General features: G+C 67.8%; 20 protein-coding genes. 10 read left to right on the top strand and 10 right to left on the bottom strand.

All coding sequences use genetic code 11. From position 1 onward, the window contains the following. Window positions 1-2: 2 nt before the first annotated feature. The 5 genes from ABNQ39_RS19345 (at window position 3) to ABNQ39_RS19325 (ending at window position 3,653) form a co-directional block, all read left to right on the top strand. The gene (locus tag ABNQ39_RS19345; RefSeq protein WP_376959878.1) at window positions 3-887 is read left to right on the top strand and encodes an ABC transporter substrate-binding protein; all 885 of its coding nucleotides are present in this window, start codon (window positions 3-5) and stop codon (window positions 885-887) included. Between the two features lie 18 nt (window positions 888-905). Next, window positions 906-1,658 (top strand): ABC transporter permease, encoded by a 753-nt coding sequence (locus ABNQ39_RS19340; RefSeq protein WP_376959877.1) that lies wholly within the window; start codon window positions 906-908, stop codon window positions 1,656-1,658. A 34-nt stretch (window positions 1,659-1,692) separates the two neighbouring features. Next, the gene (locus ABNQ39_RS19335) at window positions 1,693-2,370 is read left to right on the top strand and encodes an ABC transporter ATP-binding protein (protein WP_376959876.1); all 678 of its coding nucleotides are present in this window, start codon (window positions 1,693-1,695) and stop codon (window positions 2,368-2,370) included. A 229-nt stretch (window positions 2,371-2,599) separates the two neighbouring features. Continuing rightward, entirely contained in the window at window positions 2,600-2,926 is a 327-nt protein-coding gene (locus ABNQ39_RS19330; protein WP_376959875.1) for a DUF2946 family protein, read from the top strand. A gap of 196 nt (window positions 2,927-3,122) precedes the next feature. Then, the gene (locus ABNQ39_RS19325; protein WP_376959874.1) at window positions 3,123-3,653 is read left to right on the top strand and encodes a copper chaperone PCu(A)C; all 531 of its coding nucleotides are present in this window, start codon (window positions 3,123-3,125) and stop codon (window positions 3,651-3,653) included. A gap of 56 nt (window positions 3,654-3,709) precedes the next feature. Here the strand turns inward: ABNQ39_RS19325 and kdgT are convergent, their stop codons facing one another. From kdgT to ABNQ39_RS19305, 4 genes are all read right to left on the bottom strand, one after another. Then, window positions 3,710-4,726, bottom strand: coding sequence for a 2-keto-3-deoxygluconate transporter (gene kdgT / locus ABNQ39_RS19320; protein ID WP_376959873.1), 1,017 nt, complete (start codon window positions 4,724-4,726; stop codon window positions 3,710-3,712). 334 nt (window positions 4,727-5,060) lie between these two features. Beyond that, complete coding sequence (locus ABNQ39_RS19315; RefSeq protein ID WP_109050424.1) at window positions 5,061-5,429, bottom strand: response regulator; 369 nt, start codon at window positions 5,427-5,429, stop codon at window positions 5,061-5,063. Beyond that, window positions 5,426-7,426, bottom strand: a complete 2,001-nt coding sequence (locus ABNQ39_RS19310; RefSeq protein ID WP_376959872.1) for an HWE histidine kinase domain-containing protein — start codon at window positions 7,424-7,426, stop codon at window positions 5,426-5,428. The genes ABNQ39_RS19315 and ABNQ39_RS19310 overlap by 4 nt, the downstream gene beginning before the upstream one ends. A gap of 4 nt (window positions 7,427-7,430) precedes the next feature. Beyond that, the gene (locus ABNQ39_RS19305) at window positions 7,431-9,650 is read right to left on the bottom strand and encodes an ATP-binding protein (protein WP_376959871.1); all 2,220 of its coding nucleotides are present in this window, start codon (window positions 9,648-9,650) and stop codon (window positions 7,431-7,433) included. A 411-nt stretch (window positions 9,651-10,061) separates the two neighbouring features. On the opposite strand from ABNQ39_RS19305, the gene ABNQ39_RS19300 reads away from it, so the two are divergent. After that, the gene (locus tag ABNQ39_RS19300) at window positions 10,062-11,036 is read left to right on the top strand and encodes an NAD(P)H-dependent flavin oxidoreductase (RefSeq protein ID WP_376959870.1); all 975 of its coding nucleotides are present in this window, start codon (window positions 10,062-10,064) and stop codon (window positions 11,034-11,036) included. A gap of 22 nt (window positions 11,037-11,058) precedes the next feature. Here ABNQ39_RS19300 and ABNQ39_RS19295 read toward each other — a convergent pair whose 3' ends face one another. Beyond that, entirely contained in the window at window positions 11,059-11,181 is a 123-nt protein-coding gene (locus ABNQ39_RS19295; protein ID WP_376959868.1) for a hypothetical protein, read from the bottom strand. Window positions 11,182-11,461: 280 nt separating this feature from the next. Here ABNQ39_RS19295 and ABNQ39_RS19290 point away from each other — a divergent pair, with 280 nt between their 5' ends. The 4 genes from ABNQ39_RS19290 (at window position 11,462) to ABNQ39_RS19275 (ending at window position 15,664) form a co-directional block, all read left to right on the top strand. Continuing rightward, window positions 11,462-12,037, top strand: a complete 576-nt coding sequence (locus ABNQ39_RS19290) for a sigma-70 family RNA polymerase sigma factor (protein WP_376959867.1) — start codon at window positions 11,462-11,464, stop codon at window positions 12,035-12,037. Then, window positions 12,034-12,462 carry a hypothetical protein gene (locus ABNQ39_RS19285; RefSeq protein WP_376959866.1) on the top strand — a complete coding sequence of 143 codons (429 nt, stop codon included), beginning with the start codon at window positions 12,034-12,036 and terminating at the stop codon, window positions 12,460-12,462. The genes ABNQ39_RS19290 and ABNQ39_RS19285 overlap by 4 nt, the downstream gene beginning before the upstream one ends. Then, window positions 12,459-12,902, top strand: coding sequence for a periplasmic heavy metal sensor (locus ABNQ39_RS19280; protein ID WP_376959865.1), 444 nt, complete (start codon window positions 12,459-12,461; stop codon window positions 12,900-12,902). Before ABNQ39_RS19285 ends, ABNQ39_RS19280 begins: the two co-directional genes overlap by 4 nt. Before the next feature lie 404 nt (window positions 12,903-13,306). Next, complete coding sequence (locus ABNQ39_RS19275; RefSeq protein ID WP_376959864.1) at window positions 13,307-15,664, top strand: Tex family protein; 2,358 nt, start codon at window positions 13,307-13,309, stop codon at window positions 15,662-15,664. 3 nt (window positions 15,665-15,667) lie between these two features. On the opposite strand, the gene ABNQ39_RS19270 is transcribed toward ABNQ39_RS19275, so the two are convergent. The 5 genes from ABNQ39_RS19270 to ABNQ39_RS19250 form a co-directional block, all read right to left on the bottom strand. Further along, on the bottom strand, window positions 15,668-16,303 hold the full coding sequence (locus ABNQ39_RS19270; RefSeq protein ID WP_376959863.1) for a LysE family translocator: 636 nt from the start codon (window positions 16,301-16,303) through the stop codon (window positions 15,668-15,670). A 134-nt stretch (window positions 16,304-16,437) separates the two neighbouring features. Next, window positions 16,438-16,698: a hypothetical protein gene (locus ABNQ39_RS19265; RefSeq protein ID WP_109048324.1), complete on the bottom strand. Its 261-nt coding sequence runs from the start codon at window positions 16,696-16,698 to the stop codon at window positions 16,438-16,440. 33 nt (window positions 16,699-16,731) lie between these two features. Further along, window positions 16,732-17,073 (bottom strand): hypothetical protein, encoded by a 342-nt coding sequence (locus tag ABNQ39_RS19260; RefSeq protein WP_376959862.1) that lies wholly within the window; start codon window positions 17,071-17,073, stop codon window positions 16,732-16,734. Between the two features lie 9 nt (window positions 17,074-17,082). Then, on the bottom strand, window positions 17,083-17,970 hold the full coding sequence (locus ABNQ39_RS19255) for a hypothetical protein (protein WP_376959861.1): 888 nt from the start codon (window positions 17,968-17,970) through the stop codon (window positions 17,083-17,085). Further along, window positions 17,958-18,944, bottom strand: coding sequence for a YqaJ viral recombinase family protein (locus tag ABNQ39_RS19250; RefSeq protein WP_376959860.1), 987 nt, complete (start codon window positions 18,942-18,944; stop codon window positions 17,958-17,960). The genes ABNQ39_RS19255 and ABNQ39_RS19250 overlap by 13 nt, the downstream gene beginning before the upstream one ends. Window positions 18,945-18,968 lie beyond the last annotated feature (24 nt).

The raw sequence follows: 18,968 nt of genomic DNA, 5'->3' as shown, positions 1-18,968 counted from the left end.
GGGTGCTGAAATTCGGCACGGTCAGCTGGGAACTCGACACCGTCCGCGCCAATGGTTTCGACAGGCAGGCCGGGATCGACCTGCAACTGGTCGAGCTGGCCGGCAACCCCGCCACCCAGGTGGCGCTCCAGGCCGGTGCCGTGGAGATCATCGTTTCCGACTGGCTGTGGGTGTCGCGGATGCGCAGCAAGGGGGAGGCTCTGTGCTTCATCCCCTATTCGACCGCCGTCGGCGCGCTGGTGGTTCCCGCCGGGTCGAAGATCGCCGGGGTCGGCGACCTGCGGGGCAAGCGCATCGGCGTCGCCGGCAGTCCGCTCGACAAAAGCTGGCTTCTGCTCAAGGCGGTGGCGGCCGACCGGCACGGGCTGTCGCTCGACCGCGATGCGCAGCCCTTCTTCGCCGCCCCGCCCCTGCTGAACAGCAAGGTCGCCGACGGTGACTTCGATGCCGTGCTGACCTATTGGCCCTTCGCCGCCCGGCTGGAGGCGAAGGGCATGCGGGTGTCGATGACCGTGGCCGACATGCTGGAGGCGTTGGGCCAGCCGGCGACGGTGCCGTCCATCGGCTACGTCTTCCATGAGGAGTGGGCGCGCGCCAACCCGGCCGCCCTTGCCGGCTTCCAGGCCGCCACCGGTCAGGCGAAGACCCTGCTGGCGCAGTCCGACGCCGCCTGGGAGCGGCTTGCCCCGCTGATGCAGGCGGAGGACGACACCACCTTCCGCACGCTGCGCGACCGCTACCGCGACGGCATCCCGCGCCGCTGGACGGAGGAGGAGCGGGCAGGGGCCGCGAAACTCTACGCGCTGATGGCAAGGCTGGGCGGACGGGAACTGGTCGGCGACGCACCCGCCATCGCGCCCGGCACCTTCTGGACCGGCGGGGCGTAGCCGGTGCGCCGCGCCCTGATGCCTGCCCTGATGCCAGTGGTGTCGATCCTGCTGCTGCTGGCGCTGTGGCAGGCCGCGGCCATGATCGTCGGCGGGCGCCTGCTGCCGGGACCGCCGGTGGTGGCCCACGCCCTGCTGCGCGAGGCGGAGAGCGGGGCGCTGTTCCATCATATGGGCGTCACGTTGCTGCGCGTGCTGGCGGCCTTCGCGCTCGCCATGTCCATCGGCGTCGGCATCGGCCTGCCGATGGGGCGCTCGCCATTCCTCGACCGGCTGTTCGGCCCTTGGTTGGTCTTCTTCCTGAACCTGCCGGCGCTGGTGGTCATCGTGCTGGCCTATGTCTGGTTCGGCCTGACCGAGGCGGCGGCCATCGGCGCCGTCGCCATCAACAAGATTCCCAACACGGTGGTGCTGGTGCGGGCCGGTGCCCGCGCCATCGACGAGGGGCTGGTCGACATGGCCCGCGTCTACCGCCTGTCACCCGCGGACCGGCTTCGCCATGTGCTGCTGCCGCAACTCACCCCCACCATCGCCGCGGCTGCGCGGTCCGGCCTCGCGCTGATCTGGAAGATCGTGCTGGTGGTCGAACTGCTGGGCCGCAGCGACGGTGTCGGATTCCAGATCAACCTCCTTTTCCAGACGTTCGATGTCGCAGGAATCCTGGCTTACACCATCGCGTTCGTGGCCGTGGTCCAGCTTCTGGAATACGGCGTCCTCCAGCCGGCCGAGCGGCATTGCCAGCGTTGGCGGCGGATGCCCGCTGACGCTTGAGATCCGCTCCAAGCGTTTCGGCGCGGTGGAGGCGGTGCGCGGCCTGACCCTGTCGGCCGCGGCGGGGGAGGTCGTGGCGCTGGTCGGCCCCAGCGGCTGCGGCAAGACGACGGCGCTCGGCATCGTCGCCGGGCTGGACCGCGCCTTCGACGGCAGGGTGGAGGTCGGACCGCGGCCGGACGGCGGACCGGCCCGCCTCGGCTACGTCTTCCAGGAGCCGCGCCTGCTGCCCTGGCGCACGGTGCGGCAGAATCTGGCGCTGGTCCTGCCGCGGGCACAGCGGCGCGGGCCGGCGGTCGACGCCATGCTGGAGGCGCTGGAGCTGTCGCCCTTCGCCGACCGCTTCCCGACCCAGCTGTCGCTGGGGATGGCGCGGCGGGTGGCGCTCGCCCGCGCCTTCGTGGTGGAGCCGGACCTGCTGCTGATGGACGAGCCCTTCGTATCGCTGGACGAGCCGACGGCGCTGCGGCTGCGCGGGCAGCTGTCGGACTTGCTGGACAAGCGGCCGACCACCGTCCTGCTGGTCACCCACAATCTGCGCGAGGCTCTGGCCTTGGCCGACCGGCTTCTCCTGTTGGCGCCTTCCCCCGGCCGGGTGGTGGCGGAGGTGCCGGTGGCCGTTCCCCGCGCCGCCCGCGACGACGCCACCATCGAGGCGCTGCGCCGCGACCTGCTGTCCCGGCCGGAGCCGGCTTTCCGCCTGCTGGCCTGAGGCAACGGGCCGACCCTGCGCGGCCTGTGGGTCCATTTGCCGCTCGTCCGTTCACGAACGCTGCGCTATCGTGGCCGCATCCTTGCCGGGAACGCCCGGCGTTTGCAGAGGGCGTCAAAGCCGGATGGCTTTCGGTCGGATGACAGTGCGGCGGGTGCGGCGGCTCGGCCTTGTGGCCGGGATGGCTGCCCTTTTGCTGCAAGTCATCGCCTGGGGCTGGATGCCCCTGATGAGCAGCGGGATCGCCGAGGCCGGGGAGACCGTGTCCCTGGCGATCTGCTCTTCCGGCGGCCTGACCACCATCCAGGCCGCTGCGGCCGATTTCGCGGTCCCCCATGACGGCGATCATGGGAAGTCGCCGGACCAAGGACCGTCCGGAACCGGCCATTGCCCGCTCTGCCCGCTGGTGACCGGGCTGGCCTTGCCGCCGCCGCTGCTGGCGGTCGGCCCCGCTCTTGCCATGAACCGCGACACCCGCCTGCTGCAGGCCGAGCATGTCGCCGCCGGCTGGTTCCTGTCGACCCTCCAGGCGCGGGCTCCCCCACCGCTCGCCTGATTTTCCTCCCGCTTCGAATCGTCGCCGCTGCCGGCCGTCACGCCCGATCCCTGGGCGGATTACCGCATCTCGGTCACCGCAGCGATCCAAGACACAGCGTGCCCCGGCGCACGCCCCGTTTCCCGAGCCCCGCGGCGTCATCCGCCGTGGCGGCCATCCCCCTGCCATTCACATCCGCATTCCAGGAGAAGAGTCCATGAAGCGCATTCTCGGCATCGCCGCAGCCATCGCCCTGTTCGGTGCCGGCACCGCCCTTGCCCACGGCTTCAAGGCCGGTGCAATCGAGATCGGCCACCCCTGGGCCCGCGCCACCGCGCCGTCCGCGCCGAATGGCGGCGCCTATCTGTCGCTGACCAACACCGGAACGACGGAAGATCGTCTGGTCGGCGCCTCCACCCCCGCGGCGGAGAAGGCCGAACTGCACACCCATCTGAACGAGAATGGCGTGATGAAGATGCGCGAAGTCGCCGGCGGCATCCCGGTTCCGGCGGGCGAGGCGGTGAAGCTGGCGCCGGGCGGGCTGCACATCATGCTGCTCGGCCTCAAGCAGCCGCTGGTGAAGGGCGCCCACATCCCGATGACCCTGCGCTTCGAGAAGGCCGGTAACGTCGAGGTCGAGATCGCCATTGAGGCGGCCGGGCAGGCCGCGGCGCCGGCCGAAGGCCACAGCATGGGGGCTGCCGGCGCCGGCCATAGCCACAACGCCGCACCGGCCCAGAAGCAGTAACGGAAAAGGCCGCCGGCAGGGAAACCCGCCGGCGGCCTTTTCTACACCCCACGCCCTTATTCGGCCGGGGCGATCCCCACCGGCTGGGCCAGCCTCGCCGCCTCGGCCGCCCGATAGCGGGGCGACAGCACGCCGAACCGGCGCGCCCACCAGGCGGTCAGCGGTGGCGTCAGCAGGGCGGTGACGACGACGCTGGTGGCGATCAGCGCCGTGGCGGACGGAGCGACCGGCGCAAAGGTCGGCTCGATGGAAGCGATGATCGGCGGCACCGTCACCGCGGCCCCGGCGGTGGAGGCGGCGCCGATGCCGGCCGTGCCGTTGCCCTTCGCCAGCAGGATGTCGGCCAGCACCAGCATGAAGCCGGTGACGGCGATGACGCCCAGCCCCAGCACGATGCCCAGCAGGCCGGTGTTGAGGATGGTCGAGAAGTTCAGGTTGTTGCCAAGCGCGAAGGCGAAGAAGGGAACCATCACCGAAACGCCCTGGGTGAAGAAGGCCCGCAGGTCCTTGTCGAGGTTGCCCAGCGCGAAGCCGATCAGGAAGGGCAGCAGGGCGCCGACCATCGTCTGCCAGGGGAAGGCGGCCAGACCGGCGATGCCCAGCGTGACCATGGTCATGAAGGGGCCGGATTCCAGGCACATCAGGCAGAAGGCGCCGGCTTCCTCCTTGGTGCCGTACTGCTGCATCAGCGCCATGTACATGCCGCCGTTGGTGTCGTTCATCACCGCGATGATCGCCAGCACCGACAGGCCGGAGAAGAAGCCCGAGGTGATGCCCTCCGCCGGGATCAACCAGGAGGCGATGACGCCCGCCATCGCCGCGGTGAGAATCTTGACCGAAACCAGCACGCCGCTCTTGCGCAGGACCAGGGGGGTGGCCTTCAAGCTGATGCTGGCGCCGATGCAGAAGAACCACACCGACAGGATCGGCAATGTGCCGGTGATCAGGCCATTGGTGAAGGAGCCGAAGAATTTCCCCGTATTGGGAGCCAGCGTGTTCAGGCAGGCGCCAAGAAACAGGGGGACGATCATCATCCCGCCGGGGATGCGGTCGATCCGGGATTTGATGTTCATGGAAGACACTCCTGCGAATTTCATCCCGTCGCCGCCGCGCCCCTTCGCCATCGGGCATGTTTCAGCGGCCGTCAATCTCGTTGAAAGCGGCAGATGAAGCGCCGCTCTGTGCATACTAGTATACAAGTTAGACGGCCATTGTCAAAGCGGCTGATTGTCAGCCGCGACAGGTTGTCGCGCCGCGTGAGAAACGGAAAGCGGAAGGCCGGGGGGGCAGCAGGCAGCATGCCGGAACCAGCACGCAGGGCTGCGGCTGGACCGGGGTCGGTCCAATGTCGATGCGGATGTGGGCCGGTCCCGCCGGTGCCGGCGGCGGAACCGGCGGGACAGAGGGTCAACGCGGCCGGTGGCGGGCGAGGGCGTCGGTGATGTCGATGTCGCGGAACGGCTTGCCGATCACCGGCCGGGTGCGGTGGGCATCGGGCAGGCCCTCGGCGCCATGGCCGGTGGTGAAGATGAAGGGGATGCCGGCGCCGGCCAGCCGGTCGGCCACCGCGTCCACCCGTTCGCCACGCAGATTGACGTCAAGCAGCGCGATGTCGAATCCGCCCGCTTCGATCATTTCCAACGCCGCGGACACCGAACCCGCCGGGCCGAGACAGGCAACACCCTGGTCGATCAGGGCATCCTCCAGGCTCATGGCGATCAGCGGTTCGTCTTCGACGATCAGGACGGTCAGGTTCGACAGATTCGCGTCGGTCACTGTGGGCTCACTCGCGAAGACAGAGGAATGACAAGCCGGCATCGCACGCCGGCGGTTTCGAAAGCAAGGGCGACATCGCCCTCCAACTCATGCGCCAGACCGCGCTCGATCAGGCGGGAACCGAAGCCGCGCCGGGTCGGCGGCGCCACAGGCGGCCCGCCGCTCTCGCGCCAGCGCAACACCAGCGCGCCGGCACCGTCACGGACGGATCGGCCGGAACTGGCCAAACTGGAACCGGCCTGACCGGAACTGGATTGGCTCACGCCATCCCGCACCAGCGTTTGCCCCGGCTTGACGATTTCCCAATCCAGGTCGACACGGCCGTTTTCCGCCGACAACGCGCCGTACTTCGCGGCGTTGGTGGCAAGCTCGTGAAAGGCGAGGTGCAGTGATACCGCCACGCCGGTGGTCAGATTGACCGGCGGACCGCCAACCTTGACGCGGCCGGCATGGACATGGGGCTCCAGCGTCAGCGCGGCGATCTCGCTCAGCGAGGCGCCCTGCCAATGGCGGCGGGTCAGCAGATCGTGGGCCTGGGCCAGCGCGCGCAGACGGGACTGGAAGGCATCGGGGAAGGCCTCCACCGACGGGGCGGCGCGCAGGGTCTGCTTGGCGATGGACTGCACCATCGCCAGCGTGTTCTTGACCCGGTGGTTCAGCTCCTCCAGCAGCAACAGCTGCCGTTCCTCAGTCTTCTTGCGGTCGGTGATGTTCAGCGAAACGCCGGCCATCCCGGTCGGCGCGCCGTCCTTGTCATAGACGGCGCGGCCACGCACCTGCACCCAATGGACGCTGCCGTCGGGCCAGATCGTGCGGTATTCCATGTCCAGCGGCGACCCGCTGCTCACCGCCTGCCGCACCATGGCCTGCTGATGCTCGCGGTCGTCGGGATGGACATGCTCCACGAGCCGCTCATAGGTCGAAATGTCCGCCGGATCGACCAGACCCAGATTGGCGGCGCAGATCGACGAGACGCGCAGCCGGTTGGTCGCCAGCGTCAGTTCCCAGGACCCCAGCCGCCCGGCCTCCAGCGCGAAGCGCAGCCGCGCCTCGCTTTCAGCCAAGGCGGCACGCTTGTCGGCCAGTTCGTTGCGGTCGCGCGCCTCGATCAGGGCGCGGCGCACCACCACCTGCAACCGCTCCATCCGCAGCTTCACGACATAGTCGGTGGCGCCCTTCTTCAGCGCCTCGATGGCGTTCTCCTCGCCCAGCATGCCGGACACGAAAATGAAGGGCACCCGCGGCAGGCGGTCGCGTGCGATGGCAAGCGCCGACATGCCGTCGAAATCGGGCAGGTCGAAGTCGGACAGGATCAGGTCGAAGGGGCCGCCGTCGGTGACCGCCTCGATGAAGGCCTGCCGCGTCTCGACGCGCTGCACATCGAATGCATGGTCGTCGATCATCAGAAGATGTTCGCGCACCAGATCGGCGTCGATGCCGCTGTCCTCCAGCAGGAGGACGCGGCAGGGCGCCGGCGGGCCCAGACCCGCGGCATCGCCGGCGGCGGTGTCGATCACGTCAGCCATCAGGTGCCGCGTGGCCGGCGGGGATGACAACCGGGCGGCGGCTCGTTCAAAATCGCCCAGAAGCTGCCGATGTCGCGGATCGCGTCGAAGAACTCCTTGAAGCCGACCGGCTTGACCACGAAGGCGTTCACCCCCAGGCGGTAGCTGCGGACTATCCTGCTCCTCCTTGGAGGAGGTCAGCATGACCACGGGGATGGCGCGCGTGTTCTCGTTCGCCTTGATCCGCTGCAACACCTCGATCCCGTCCACCTTCGGCAATTTGATGTCGAGGATGATGACGGCCGGATATTTCGGGTCGGTCGGCTTCGACACCGCCTCCCCATCCGCATGGAACAGGTAGGACAGCGCCTCCGCCCCATCGCGGGCGACGACGATGTCGTTGGCAAGCTGCGCCTCGGCGAACGCCTCCAGCGTCAGCTCCAAATCCTTGGGGTTGTCCTCGACCAGCAGGATCGGTTTCAGCGTGGCCATGGGGCTACCTCGATTCGGCGGCGACGGACCGCGGGAGGGAGAAATGGAAGGTCGCGCCGTGATTCAGCCTGCCTTCCGCCCAGACCCGCCCGCCATGGCGCTCCACGATGCGGCGGACATTGGCAAGCCCGATGCCGATGCCTTCGAACTCTTCCTCGCGGTGCAGGCGCTGGAATACGCCGAAGAGCTTACCGGCATAGGCCATATCGAAGCCACGGCCATTGTCGCGGACGAAGAACTCATGTGCCTCGGCGTTGGACCGGCAGCCAATCTCGATCTCCGGATCGGTTCGGTCGCGGGTGTATTTGATGGCGTTTGACAGCAGATTCTGCACCACCAGCCGCAGCATGGTCGGGTCGCCGGTCACGCCGGGCAGCGGATGCACGGTCCAACGAACGTTGCGGCCCTGCAAATCCGGTTCCAGCAGATGGCGCACCTCGTCCACCAGCTGGCCGACATCGACCTCCACCCGCGCCAGCGTGGCGCGGCCCAGCTGCGAGAAATGCAGCAAGCCATCGACCAGCCGCCCGGCCGAACTCGCCGCCTCGATGATGCTGTCCAGATAATGGCGCTCCCGCTCGCTCAGCTTGTCGCCCGCGCGGGACCGCAGCAGTTCGGCATAGCTGGAGACGTGCCGGAACGGAGCCCGCAGGTCGTGCGAGACCGAATAGGAAAAGGCGGCAAGCTCGCCGTTGCTGCGGCGCAGCTCCTCGTTCAGCGCGGCCATCTCCTCGGCCTTGCGCAGAACGATGCCGACGATGGCGTTGCGGAAATCGCCGGCCGCCTCGATCTCGCCATGGCGCCAGGGCAGGGACTGGCCGCGCACTGTCTCCTTCCAGGCTTCGAAGGAACTACGGGGAGACAGCCCGCCGCTGGCACCCAACGGCTTCTTGGGATTGCCGGCCCAGTCGATCGACTGCACGATCTCCGGCCGGAACCACAGAAGATAGCTGGGGTGAAGCTGGGAGATGGAGATCGCCAGCAGGCCACTTGCGGTCCGCTCCATCCCGGCGGCGGCCGGCATCTCGGCCGGAAGCTGGTGGCTGACGAACAGATCCTTGATGCCCTGACCGGCCAGTTCGGCGGCGATGGCCTCGACCACCTCCTGCGGCGGGGTGCGGCCGATCAGCCGGCAGTCGCCGTCGAACAGGATCGCGGCGCCATCGGCGTTGACCAGCCCCGGCGGATCCTCGCGGTCCTCGCTCAGCCCGTCGATGAAGCTCTCCGCCGCCGCCATATGGGCGAGCAGGCGGGCCTGCGTGCTCTTGGAGCGGATGCGATGGTCGGCATCCAGCGCCCGCTCCAGCGCGATCATCTGGCTGGACAGCACCTGCCCGAGCAGGTCGCAGGCGGTGCGTACCGCGAAGGACACCTGCCGCGGCTCCGCATGGTGGCAGGAGATCAAACCCCACAGCCTGTCGCCATCCATCACGGAGATCGACATGGAGGCCGGTGTGCCCATGTTGCGCATATATTCGAGATGCACCGGCGAGACGCTGCGCAGCACGGAAAAACTGAGGTCCAGCGCCGGCACATCCCGCTTGGCCAACAGAAGGGGAACCGGCTGGTAACGGGCGTCGGCGATCAGCCGCAGGCGGTTCAGCGCATAGAGCCGCCGGGCCTGCTGCGGGATGTCGGAGGCCGGAAAGCGCAGGCCGCGGTAGGAGGGCAGGCGGTCGTTGCCGTCCTCGGCGATGACGGTTCCGTTCCATTGCTCGTCGAAGCGGTAGACCAGCACGCGGTCGAACCCGGTCAGCGCACGTACCTCCGCGGCCGTGCTGGCCAGCAGGGCATCGAAGTCATGGGCGGCCTGCATGCGGCGGATGCCTTCGCGCATCTGCGGGTAAAGCGCCTCCAGCGTGCCGGCACCGGTGGCGGGCAGCTCCTCCAGTTCCAGGATCACCAGGGCACCCGTGCGGTGGGCAATGGCCTGATGGTCGGCGCCGCCGCGCAGGCTGAGGATTTCGAGCTGTACCGGCTCCGTCGGGGCGTTGCGCAGTCCACGGACCAGCGACGCCATCGACGCGCAGTCGATCAGCCGGTCGACCGGCTGACCGAAGGCTTCGGCGGGCGGACGGTTCAGCACCGCTCCGGCCTCGGCGCTCGCGCAGACCAGACGCAGGCTGTCCGCCTCCACCGCCAGCAGATGACCATGCGGCTGGATGCTGCCGGGAAGGTGAATCGGTTCGCGCGCGCAGGCGTCGAGGTCGAGCGTGCCCGCCATGGTCTGGGGCCACGGTTCCGGTCCGGTTGCAGGCGTCACAATCGTCCTTTGCTCGTCTCGGTCACAGTTCGACGGTCCGTTCTTGAGCCGGAGCCGTCTTCAAATCGGACCCGCTGATGTCGCCCGCCGGTTTTCGCCGGTATTCAGCATAATCAGCGGCTTAAAAACCCTGTTTTCGCCGCGCGCACCGCTTCGAGGTGAGCGAAGCGACAGGATATTCTGTCAGACGCTATACTTCATTATCATAGGATACGTTGTATGAGCGTTCTTGGATTTTCCAACGTTCCGCTCTTTCATCATACGCCGAAGAGCATATTCCAAGCTGGCGTTTGGAATCGCTTATAAGCAAGTATGCCGCAGGGGTTCCATCACTGTCTGCGACAAATGGTCAGATATGGGGAAGGGGACGCCATGAGAACCGAGGTAACGCGCCTGCTCGGCATCGATTACCCGATTGTGCAGGGCGGGATGCAATGGGTCGGGCTGGCGGAGCTGGCGGCAGCCGTGTCGAATGCCGGCGGCCTGGGCGTCCTGACCGCGCTGACCCAGCCGACGCCGGAGGATCTGGCGCATGAGATCGGGCGGTGCCGCGCGATGACGGACCGGCCATTCGGCGTGAACCTGACCATGCTGCCTGCGGTGAAGCCACCGCCCTACGAACGTTATCTCGACGTCATCATCGACAGCGGCATCACCATCGTCGAGACGGCCGGCAACAGCCCGCGCGCCTTCGTGGAGCGGATGAAGGCCCACGGGATCCGCATCCTGCACAAATGCACCAGCGTCCGCCATGCGCTGAGCGCCGAACGGGCCGGGGTGGACATCATCAGCATCGACGGGTTCGAATGCGCCGGCCATCCCGGAGAGGACGACATCCCGGGCCTGATTCTGATCCCGGCAGCGGTGCAGGCCTTGCGCATACCGGTGATCGCGTCGGGCGGCATCGCCGACGGGCGCGGTATGGCCGCCGCTCTGGCTCTGGGCGCCCAGGGCGTCAACATGGGCACCCGCTTCCTTTGCACGCGCGAGGCGCCGGTGCATGACGGCATCAAGCAGGCGCTGGTCGCCGCCGGGGAACGCGACACCAACCTGATCCTGCGCAGCATGCGCAACACCGCCCGCGTCTTCAGGAATGCGGTATCCGACGAGGTCGTGGCGCTGGAGAAGCGCCCGGGCGGCGCCCAGTTCGAAGAGGTTCGGCCGCTGGTCGCCGGCCAGCGCGGCCGGGCGGCCTTGCAGTCCGGCGATGTTCAGGACGGGATCGTGTCCGCCGGCATGGCAATCGGCCTGATCGACGACATCCCGAGTTGCGACGATCTGATCCGCCGAATGGTCGCCGACTGCCGCGCCCATCTGCGCCGCGCACTAGCTCTGGCGGAGGAATAGACAGGCGGGGCAGGGCAGGGACTCAGAAGATCAGCTTCAGGATGCCGGTGACGACCAGCAGTCCGATGATGAAGATGATCAGGATGGCCCAGCCGAGAATCTTGAGCATGGTGTGGTCCTTCAATCGCCTCGTTGGCAGCGCCACCGGCCTCCGGTGACGCCACGGTCATGCTTGGAACAACCCGCGATGTCCTAAGCGGGTTCCCGCCAGACGGGCAAAGATGTCGGCCACGCACCGTGCCGGGAGAGCACGGCTTGGTCGGCGCACAAAAAACACATAAGTTATCTTATGGAAATTTATTACTGGAGCAGGGCCTCTTCTCAGGGAAATCCCCTATGGGGAAAATTGCCTGCCGCCGCGCAGGACTTCCGGCTCCGGCCGCGTATAAAAGCCTGACAGCAACCGGGAGCGGGCGGACGACGGCGTGAAGCCTACCGAGGAGACGGTAACGGACGAGGCGTTGATGGCGGACGCCGCGGCCGGTGACCGCAAGGCGTTTGGAACGCTCACGCGCCGGCATCTGCGACGCAGCATCGCCTTGGCCCAACGGGTCGTCGGGAACGCCGCCGACGCCGAAGAGGTCGCGCAGGACGCCTTCCTGCAGATCTGGGCCAACGCCGACCGCTGGCGCGGCGACGGAACCCGCTTCACGACCTGGCTGTACAGGATCGTGGTGAACCGTGCCATCGACTATAAGCGGCGGCGCAGCTTTGCCCCCCTGGATGCCGCCGACGAGATCGTCGACCCGGCCTGGAGTGCCGAAACGGTGATCGACGGCATCCGGATCGGCGCCGCGGTGGATGCCGCAATCGCCGCTTTACCCGAGCGGCAGCGGGCGGCGCTCAGCCTCTGCTACCATGAGGAGATGACGTGCGCTGAAGCATCGGAAATACTGCAGGTGTCTGTTTCGGCTATGGAAAGTCTGCTGGTCCGGGCGCGCCGCGTCGTGCGGGCCCGGCTTCAACCCCTGATCCGTCAGAAGGACGGTGCACGGTCATGACGCTCAAAGAGTTCAAACGCTACGCCGAGGCCTATGGCGCCGATCTGGACCGCTGGCCGCGTGCCGCCCGGGTCGATGCCCTGGCCCTTCTGGACGACAGCGCCGAAGCCCGCGACCTGCTGGCCGATGCCGCCGTCACCGACGCGCTGCTCGACGCCGCCTCGACCCCGCTGGTCTCATCCCGGCGCGAGGCCGAGGTCTTCGACCGCATCGCCGACTGTCTGGCGCAGCGGATCGTGCCCGAATTCGTGCCGTGGTTCCTGTCGCGGCCGCCCTTCCGCCCTGCCCCGCTGGCCGGATTCCTGGCCGGCATGGCGCTGGTCGGCTTCCTCAGCTACAGCCAGGGCCTGATTTCCTTCGAAAAGACGAACACTCCCAGCCTGTCCGGCGTGATGATCGTCAGCTATCTGGGAGACACGCGATGACGCCGTCGATCCGGCGCCGCTGGCCCTGGTTCCTGCTGGTCGGGTCCCTTGCGCTCAACATGCTTGCCGGCGGCTTCGTCGTCGCCCACAGCTTCCGCCCACCCCCGCCGCCCGGCGGACCGGATTCGACGTTGGAACGCTTCGTCGACGACGCGGCGCGGCGCCTGTCGCCGGCCGATGCCGCGGTCCTGCGCAAGGCGCTGGACGACGCCCGCCCGCTGTTCGTCCGCATGCATGTCAGCCGGGAGGAGTTCACCCCCCGCCTGCGCACCGCCCTGATGGCCCAACCCTTCGATGCGGCCGGCGTCAAGGCCATGTTCGACAGCGTCCATGCCAATGACGCCGCCGTGCGAAGCGAGATTGAGGCGCGCGTCGTCGATACCCTGTCCCGTCTCTCCCCCGAAGGCCGCCTGCGTTTGGCTGAAAGCCGCCTTCCCTGATCCTTTCGGTTTCGACCGGCGGCAGACACATCCGGGGTCAGGCCGGGGCGGCATGTCCGTCCCGGCCTTTTTTCCTTTGTCCGGAAACGGATCGGGCGGCCAAAAAAGAAAAGGCGGCTTGGCGGTATCGCCGCCAAGCCCCCTCAAGTTGGTTCGGGAGGAAACGCAACCAAGTTGCACGCAAAGATATAGGCCGATATGGTTAACGGCCGATGAATGGAGGGGAGAAATCGCCCCCTACCACTTATTTGCGAAGATCGTCGCCGTATGGTCCCGCTGACGGTTGGCCTGCCCTGCCCCGATGCATTGTCTCTCTGCCGAAAGGCTGGGGTGGCGTCACCCGGCCCCGACGCGCTATGACAGACGCCCGTTGTTTCGTCACCAGTCCGCAGGATCCCTGCCTCATGCTGTCCATCAGCCAGCGCATCGCCGACGAACTGTCGGTCCGCGAGTCTCAGGTCGCTTCCGCCATCGCCATGCTAGACGAGGGATCGACCGTCCCCTTCATCGCGCGCTACCGCAAGGAGGCGACCGGCGGCCTGGACGACACCCAGCTCCGCACCCTGGAGGAGCGCCTGGGCTATCTGCGCGAGTTGGAGGACCGCCGCGCCAGCATCCTGTCCACCATCCAGGAACAGGGCAAGCTGACGCCGGAGCTGGAGCGCCAGATCAAACAGGCCGACACCAAGACCCGGCTTGAGGATCTCTACCTCCCCTACAAGCAGAAGCGCCGCACCAAGGCCCAGATCGCCCGCGAGGCCGGGCTGGAGCCGCTGGCCGACGCGCTGCTGGCCGATCCGAAGAAGCAGCCGGATTTGGAGGCCGCCGCCTTCGTCAGCGCCGACAGGGGCGTCGCCGACGTCAAGGCGGCGCTGGACGGCGCCCGCCACATCCTGGTCGAACGCTTCGGCGAGGATGCCGAACTGGTCGGCCGTCTGCGCACCGCCATGGCCGACAAGGGCGTTGTCACCTCCAAGGCGATCGAGGAGAAGAAGGCGGAGGGTGCCAAATTCTCCGACTATTTCGACTTCTCGGAGAACTGGTCGAAGCTGCCGTCGCACCGCGCGCTGGCGCTGTTCCGCGGCCGGGCGCAGGGCGTGCTCGACATCCGCCTGGACTTGGCCGTCGAGGAAGGACAGCCCCACCCGGCGGAGGGCACCATCGCCGTCCACACCGGCATCCGCGACCAGGGCCGCCCGGCCGACAAGTGGCTGTCCGACGTGGTGCGCTGGACCTGGAAGCTGAAGATCGGCCCGCACATCGAGACCGATCTGATGGAATCCTTGCGCGAGCGCGCCGAGGACGAGGCGATCCGCGTCTTCGCCCGCAACCTGCACGACCTGCTGCTGGCGGCCCCCGCCGGTCAGCGCGTCACCATCGGGCTCGACCCCGGAATCCGCACCGGCGTGAAGGTGGCGGTGGTCGATGCCACCGGCAAGCTGGTGGAAACGACCACCATCTATCCGCACCCGCCGCGCAACGACTGGGACGGCTTGCTGGCGGTGCTGGCGGCGCTGGCCGCCCGGCACAAGGCGGAACTGATCTCCATCGGCAACGGCACCGCATCGCGCGAGACCGACAAGCTGGCCGCCGACCTGATGAAGCGCCACCCCGAGCTGTCCCTGACCAAGCTGGTGGTCAGCGAGGCCGGCGCGTCGGTGTACTCTGCCTCGGAAACCGCGGCGCACGAGTTCCCCACCCTGGACGTCAGCTTGCGCGGTGCGGTGTCCATCGCCCGCCGCCTGCAGGATCCGCTGGCGGAGCTGGTGAAGATCGAGCCGAAATCCATCGGCGTCGGCCAGTACCAGCATGACGTGGCCGGCGGCAAACTGGCGCGGTCGCTGGACGCGGTTGTCGAGGATTGCGTGAACGCCGTCGGCGTCGACCTCAACACCGCCTCGATTCCACTGCTGACCCGCGTGTCGGGCCTGAACGAGACCATCGCCCGCAACATCGTCGAGCATCGCGACCGCAACGGCGCCTTCCGTTCGCGCAAGCAGCTGCTGGACGTGGCGCGGCTGGGACCGAAGACCTTCGAACAGGCCGCGGGTTTCCTGCGCATCCGCGACGGCGAGAATCCGCTCGACGGCTCATCCGTCCATCCGGAAGCCTATCCGGTGGTTCAGCGCATCGTGAAGACGACCGGCCGCGATCTCGGCAGCGTCATCGGCGATGCCCGCTTCCTGCGCGGGCTGAATGCCGAGGAGTTCACCGACGAGCGCTTCGGCGTCCCCACCGTCGAGGACATCATCAAGGAGCTGGAGAAGCCCGGCCGCGACCCCCGTCCGGAGTTCAAGACCGCCACCTTCAAGGAGGGCGTCGAGGAGCTGAAGCATCTCCAGCCCGGCATGATGCTGGAAGGCGTCGTCACCAACGTCACCGCCTTCGGCGCCTTCGTCGACATCGGCGTTCACCAGGACGGGCTGGTGCACATCTCACAGCTCGCCAACAGCTTCGTCAAGGACCCCCACACGGTGGTGAAGGCCGGCGACGTGGTGAAGGTGAAGGTTCTGGAGGTCGACATTCCCCGCAAACGCATCGCCCTGACCATGCGCATGGGCGAGGAAGCGCCGCGTCCGGCCCGCCGCGAAGAGCAGCGCCGCGACGAACGCGGAACGGGCCGGCCGCTGCAGCAGCAGCAGGATCGCCGCCCGGCCGCACCGGCGGCCAAGGCTGCGCCGAAGCCGGCCAAGGCGCCGGAGCCGGTCAACAGCGCCTTCGCCGAGGCGTTCGCCCGGGGGCAGTCGGGCAAGAAGAAGTAAGGGTCAGGGAGGGGGCAAAGCGTCCGCCATCAAGCGGACGCCCAGTCCGCCGATGGCGGCGGTGGCGACCCGGTCGACCCAGCGCTTGGACCGCAGGTAGGCAGCACGCGGCCGGCCGGCGGAGAATGCCGCGGCAACGATGGCGTACCAGCCGGCTTCGATCAGGAAGATTGCCGGCGGCAGGAAGACGAACAGCCAGGCCGGCGGTGAGGCCGGCATCAGCGCGGCGAAGATGCTGCCATACACCAGCGCCGTCTTCGGGTTGCTCAATTGCGTCAACAGCCCGAACAGCATCGGCCGCATCAGCCCGGCGGGGGCGGTCTGCCCCTCGTCCGCCATCACGAGAGGCTCCGCGGCTCCGCGCCAGATGCGGATCGCGAGGTAAAGCAGATAGGCCCCGCCCACCAGCTTCAGCACCGCATAAAGCCAGCCGACCTGCGACAGCAACGCATGCAGCCCAAGCAGCGCCAGGGACGCGAAGAACACGCCGCCGATGCCCATGCCGAGGGCGGTGGCCAGACCGGCCCGGCGGGATACGGCGATGGAGGTGCGGGCGACCAGCACGAAGCTCGGCCCCGGACTGGCGGCGCCGACCGCAATGGCCCCGGCGATGCTGACGAAGGCAAGTGCGGGATCCATGTTCGCTCCCCTTCCGCTCGAAGGTGGCGACGATACCACAACCGCGACAGCCCGCGAATGGCGGACAAAAAAGTCCCCTCGTCCGCGGGGGGAACGAGGGGACGAAGGCCGATGGCTTGGCCGTTACGGGGATGTCATTCGGCTGCCATCAGCATCGGCGCCTCGTCGCGCACACGATTCACCGCCACATAGCGGTCGAGCGCGTCCAGGCATTCGCTGAGGGTTCCGGAACCGACCGCACGGCAATCCTCGAAGGCATGCGGTTCGGGGCGGAACCAATGGGTGATGTAGCATTCCTCGCGCCCGTCCAGGCTGAGGGTGAGGGCGAAGCGGCCCTCACGCCCAAGATGGGCTTGAGCGGCGCGCAGACGCGCCTGGACCTCTTCTATCGTCATGGGATGATATCCTTCCCTTGATGCCGCCTGCGGTCAGGCGGCGCGAGCGAACTTGCCGTCTTCCGAATCAGAATCTTCCAACCGTCGAGCCCAGTCGATGTCACGCGACAACGAGTTGACAAGGACGCGGGCCGCACCTGAAGTTTCCGCAGGCGTATCGGACCGCAGCAGTCCCGACAGCCGCATCGCCAGCGTTTCGGCCTCCGCCTCCACCCAGCGGGCGTAATGGCGGCGGCGCTGGTCGCGATTCCAGTACCAGCGCGGCAGCTGCGCGTTGGCACGTTCGAACTCGCCTTCCCAGGCGCTCATGCGGAAAAGACCGCTGGGCGACCGGTCGCCGGTGCTCTGAGTCGCCCTGGGAGTGGTCTGGGTCATGACGTTCCGTCAGGCGGCTTCCCGCCCGTCCTCTTCCTCGCGCTTCATAATCTCGGCCTTCTTCTGGGCGAACAGGCCGGTGATGCGGTGCTGGGCGGCGCGGTCCACGGCGCCGATCTCGCGCAGGCGGGTGCCGACGCCCGACCGCCAGACCTCTTCCAGGTCATCGAGGTCCAGGCAGGCCCCCAGCCGGCGCTTCACCTCCGCCTCGAAGGCTTCGACGGCAGCGGGTTGCAGGTCCGGATTGGACTTGGCGGCATAGAAGGCCTCCGATTCCTCCCGGTACTTGCTGTCGTCGAACTGGCCCATATAGACGTCAGCGGCCAGACCGATTTGCAGCAGGCATTTGCCAACCGCGTCGGTCATCGACATCTTGAAGCACTCGTCGTCCGGCATCTCCATGCCGTTGCGGCGGCGGACCATCTCGGTCCCGCCCCACTGCGGGCCGGTGAAGCACTTCTCCTTCGTCTCCGGGTCGACGTACCAGACGCGCGCGCAGATGAAGATCATCCGTTCCGCGATGGTCCAGTCGACCTGCTCGTAACCCCAGCCCTTGCCGATCGGGCCGAACACCTCCGTCATCATCTGGAAGCGCCAGGTCGGGTCGATCTGCGTGCCGCGGAAGCCGCCGGACCGGGTGAAGGGCTTGGTCGCCTTCGGGTCGGTGCGCTTCAGCCGGTTCCACAGGAACATGGTGTCGATGCGCTGCGGCTCTTCCGCCCGGCTGCCGGCACCCGCGGCTCCCTTGGACCCCTGCGAGCCGCGGCTGCCGCCGGATTTCGCGTCGACCGGAACGGTCTCCGTCACGCTGGACTCGGTCATATTGGACTCGGTAACGCTCGACTCAGGGGTCTCGGTATCGGCAACGAGGTGGTCGGTCTTGCTCATGCGTCCCATGATTTGGGTCCTTCTTGTCCAAACGTTTCGGCTCTCCCCTCACCCCAGCCGGCGGTCAGCGCTGCTTCCAGGCTGAATTCCACCCCGTTCGGGTCAGCGGAGGGCACCCAGGATTGCGCGTCGGCCAGGGCCCGGCGCGGCGGTGCGCCATAGCGCAGGCTGAGCCGGCCCTCGCGGTCACGCGCGAGATAGAGGCCACCGGCCCGGTCACTGGCTTGACCGTCGACCTGACCGGTGGCGACAAAAGCGATGCGGGCATCGTCGGGCATCAGCGCTTTGAGGGCGGCCTCAGCCTCCTTCACCTCCAGCGCCGCCGCCCGGTTGGCAACCAGCCGGTCGGCCAGCGCGCGGAAGCGGTTGTGCCGGCCCATGTCGAAGACGCGGCCATTCTCATAGGACGGGCCGTCCATCGGCAGCGGGTCCGACGGCTCGACGTCGTTGACGACGTGCCACCAGAAGGCTTCCAGCGTCTCGACCAGCCGCTCGACATCGTCCGGCCGCCGGTCCACCGTCACCAGGCTGTGGCCGGTGGGGCGCAGGATCGACAGCAACGCGCGGTCCAGACCGACCACCTCCAACTGGTGCTGGACCTGCCAGTGATAGCGGCGGGCGAGGTCGGCATCGCTCTGGAAGCCGCTGTTGAACTTAGCCTCCACGATGGTGTCGAGAGCGCCATCGGCCACGCTGCCGGTCAGGAAGTCGGGATGGGCGACCATCCAGTCATGCTCGGCGTGTCGGTAGGTATCGGGTGCCGCAACGCAGGCGCGGCCGGTGGCATGGGCGACGAAGCGCGGGTGCAGATGCTCAGTCGCGATTCCGATCTGCACGGCGGCGACAATATCGACATTCTCAGGCTCGACCCGGCCGGTCTTCTCGCGCCACAGCGACAGCCAGTCGCCGGCCATCACGCGCGTCGCGTCAGACGACCCGATCCGCCCCGCCCGCAAATCCCGCTGTGCCTGAGTGATCGCCATGCTGTTCCGCTTTTCCCGATTCCG

Source organism: Azospirillum sp. A26, from assembly GCF_042604635.1.
In the GTDB taxonomy this organism is placed as follows: Bacteria; Pseudomonadota; Alphaproteobacteria; order Azospirillales; family Azospirillaceae; genus Azospirillum; species Azospirillum palustre.
Note: the sequence above shows the minus strand (reverse complement) of the source record. Positions and strands in the feature narration are given on the sequence as shown.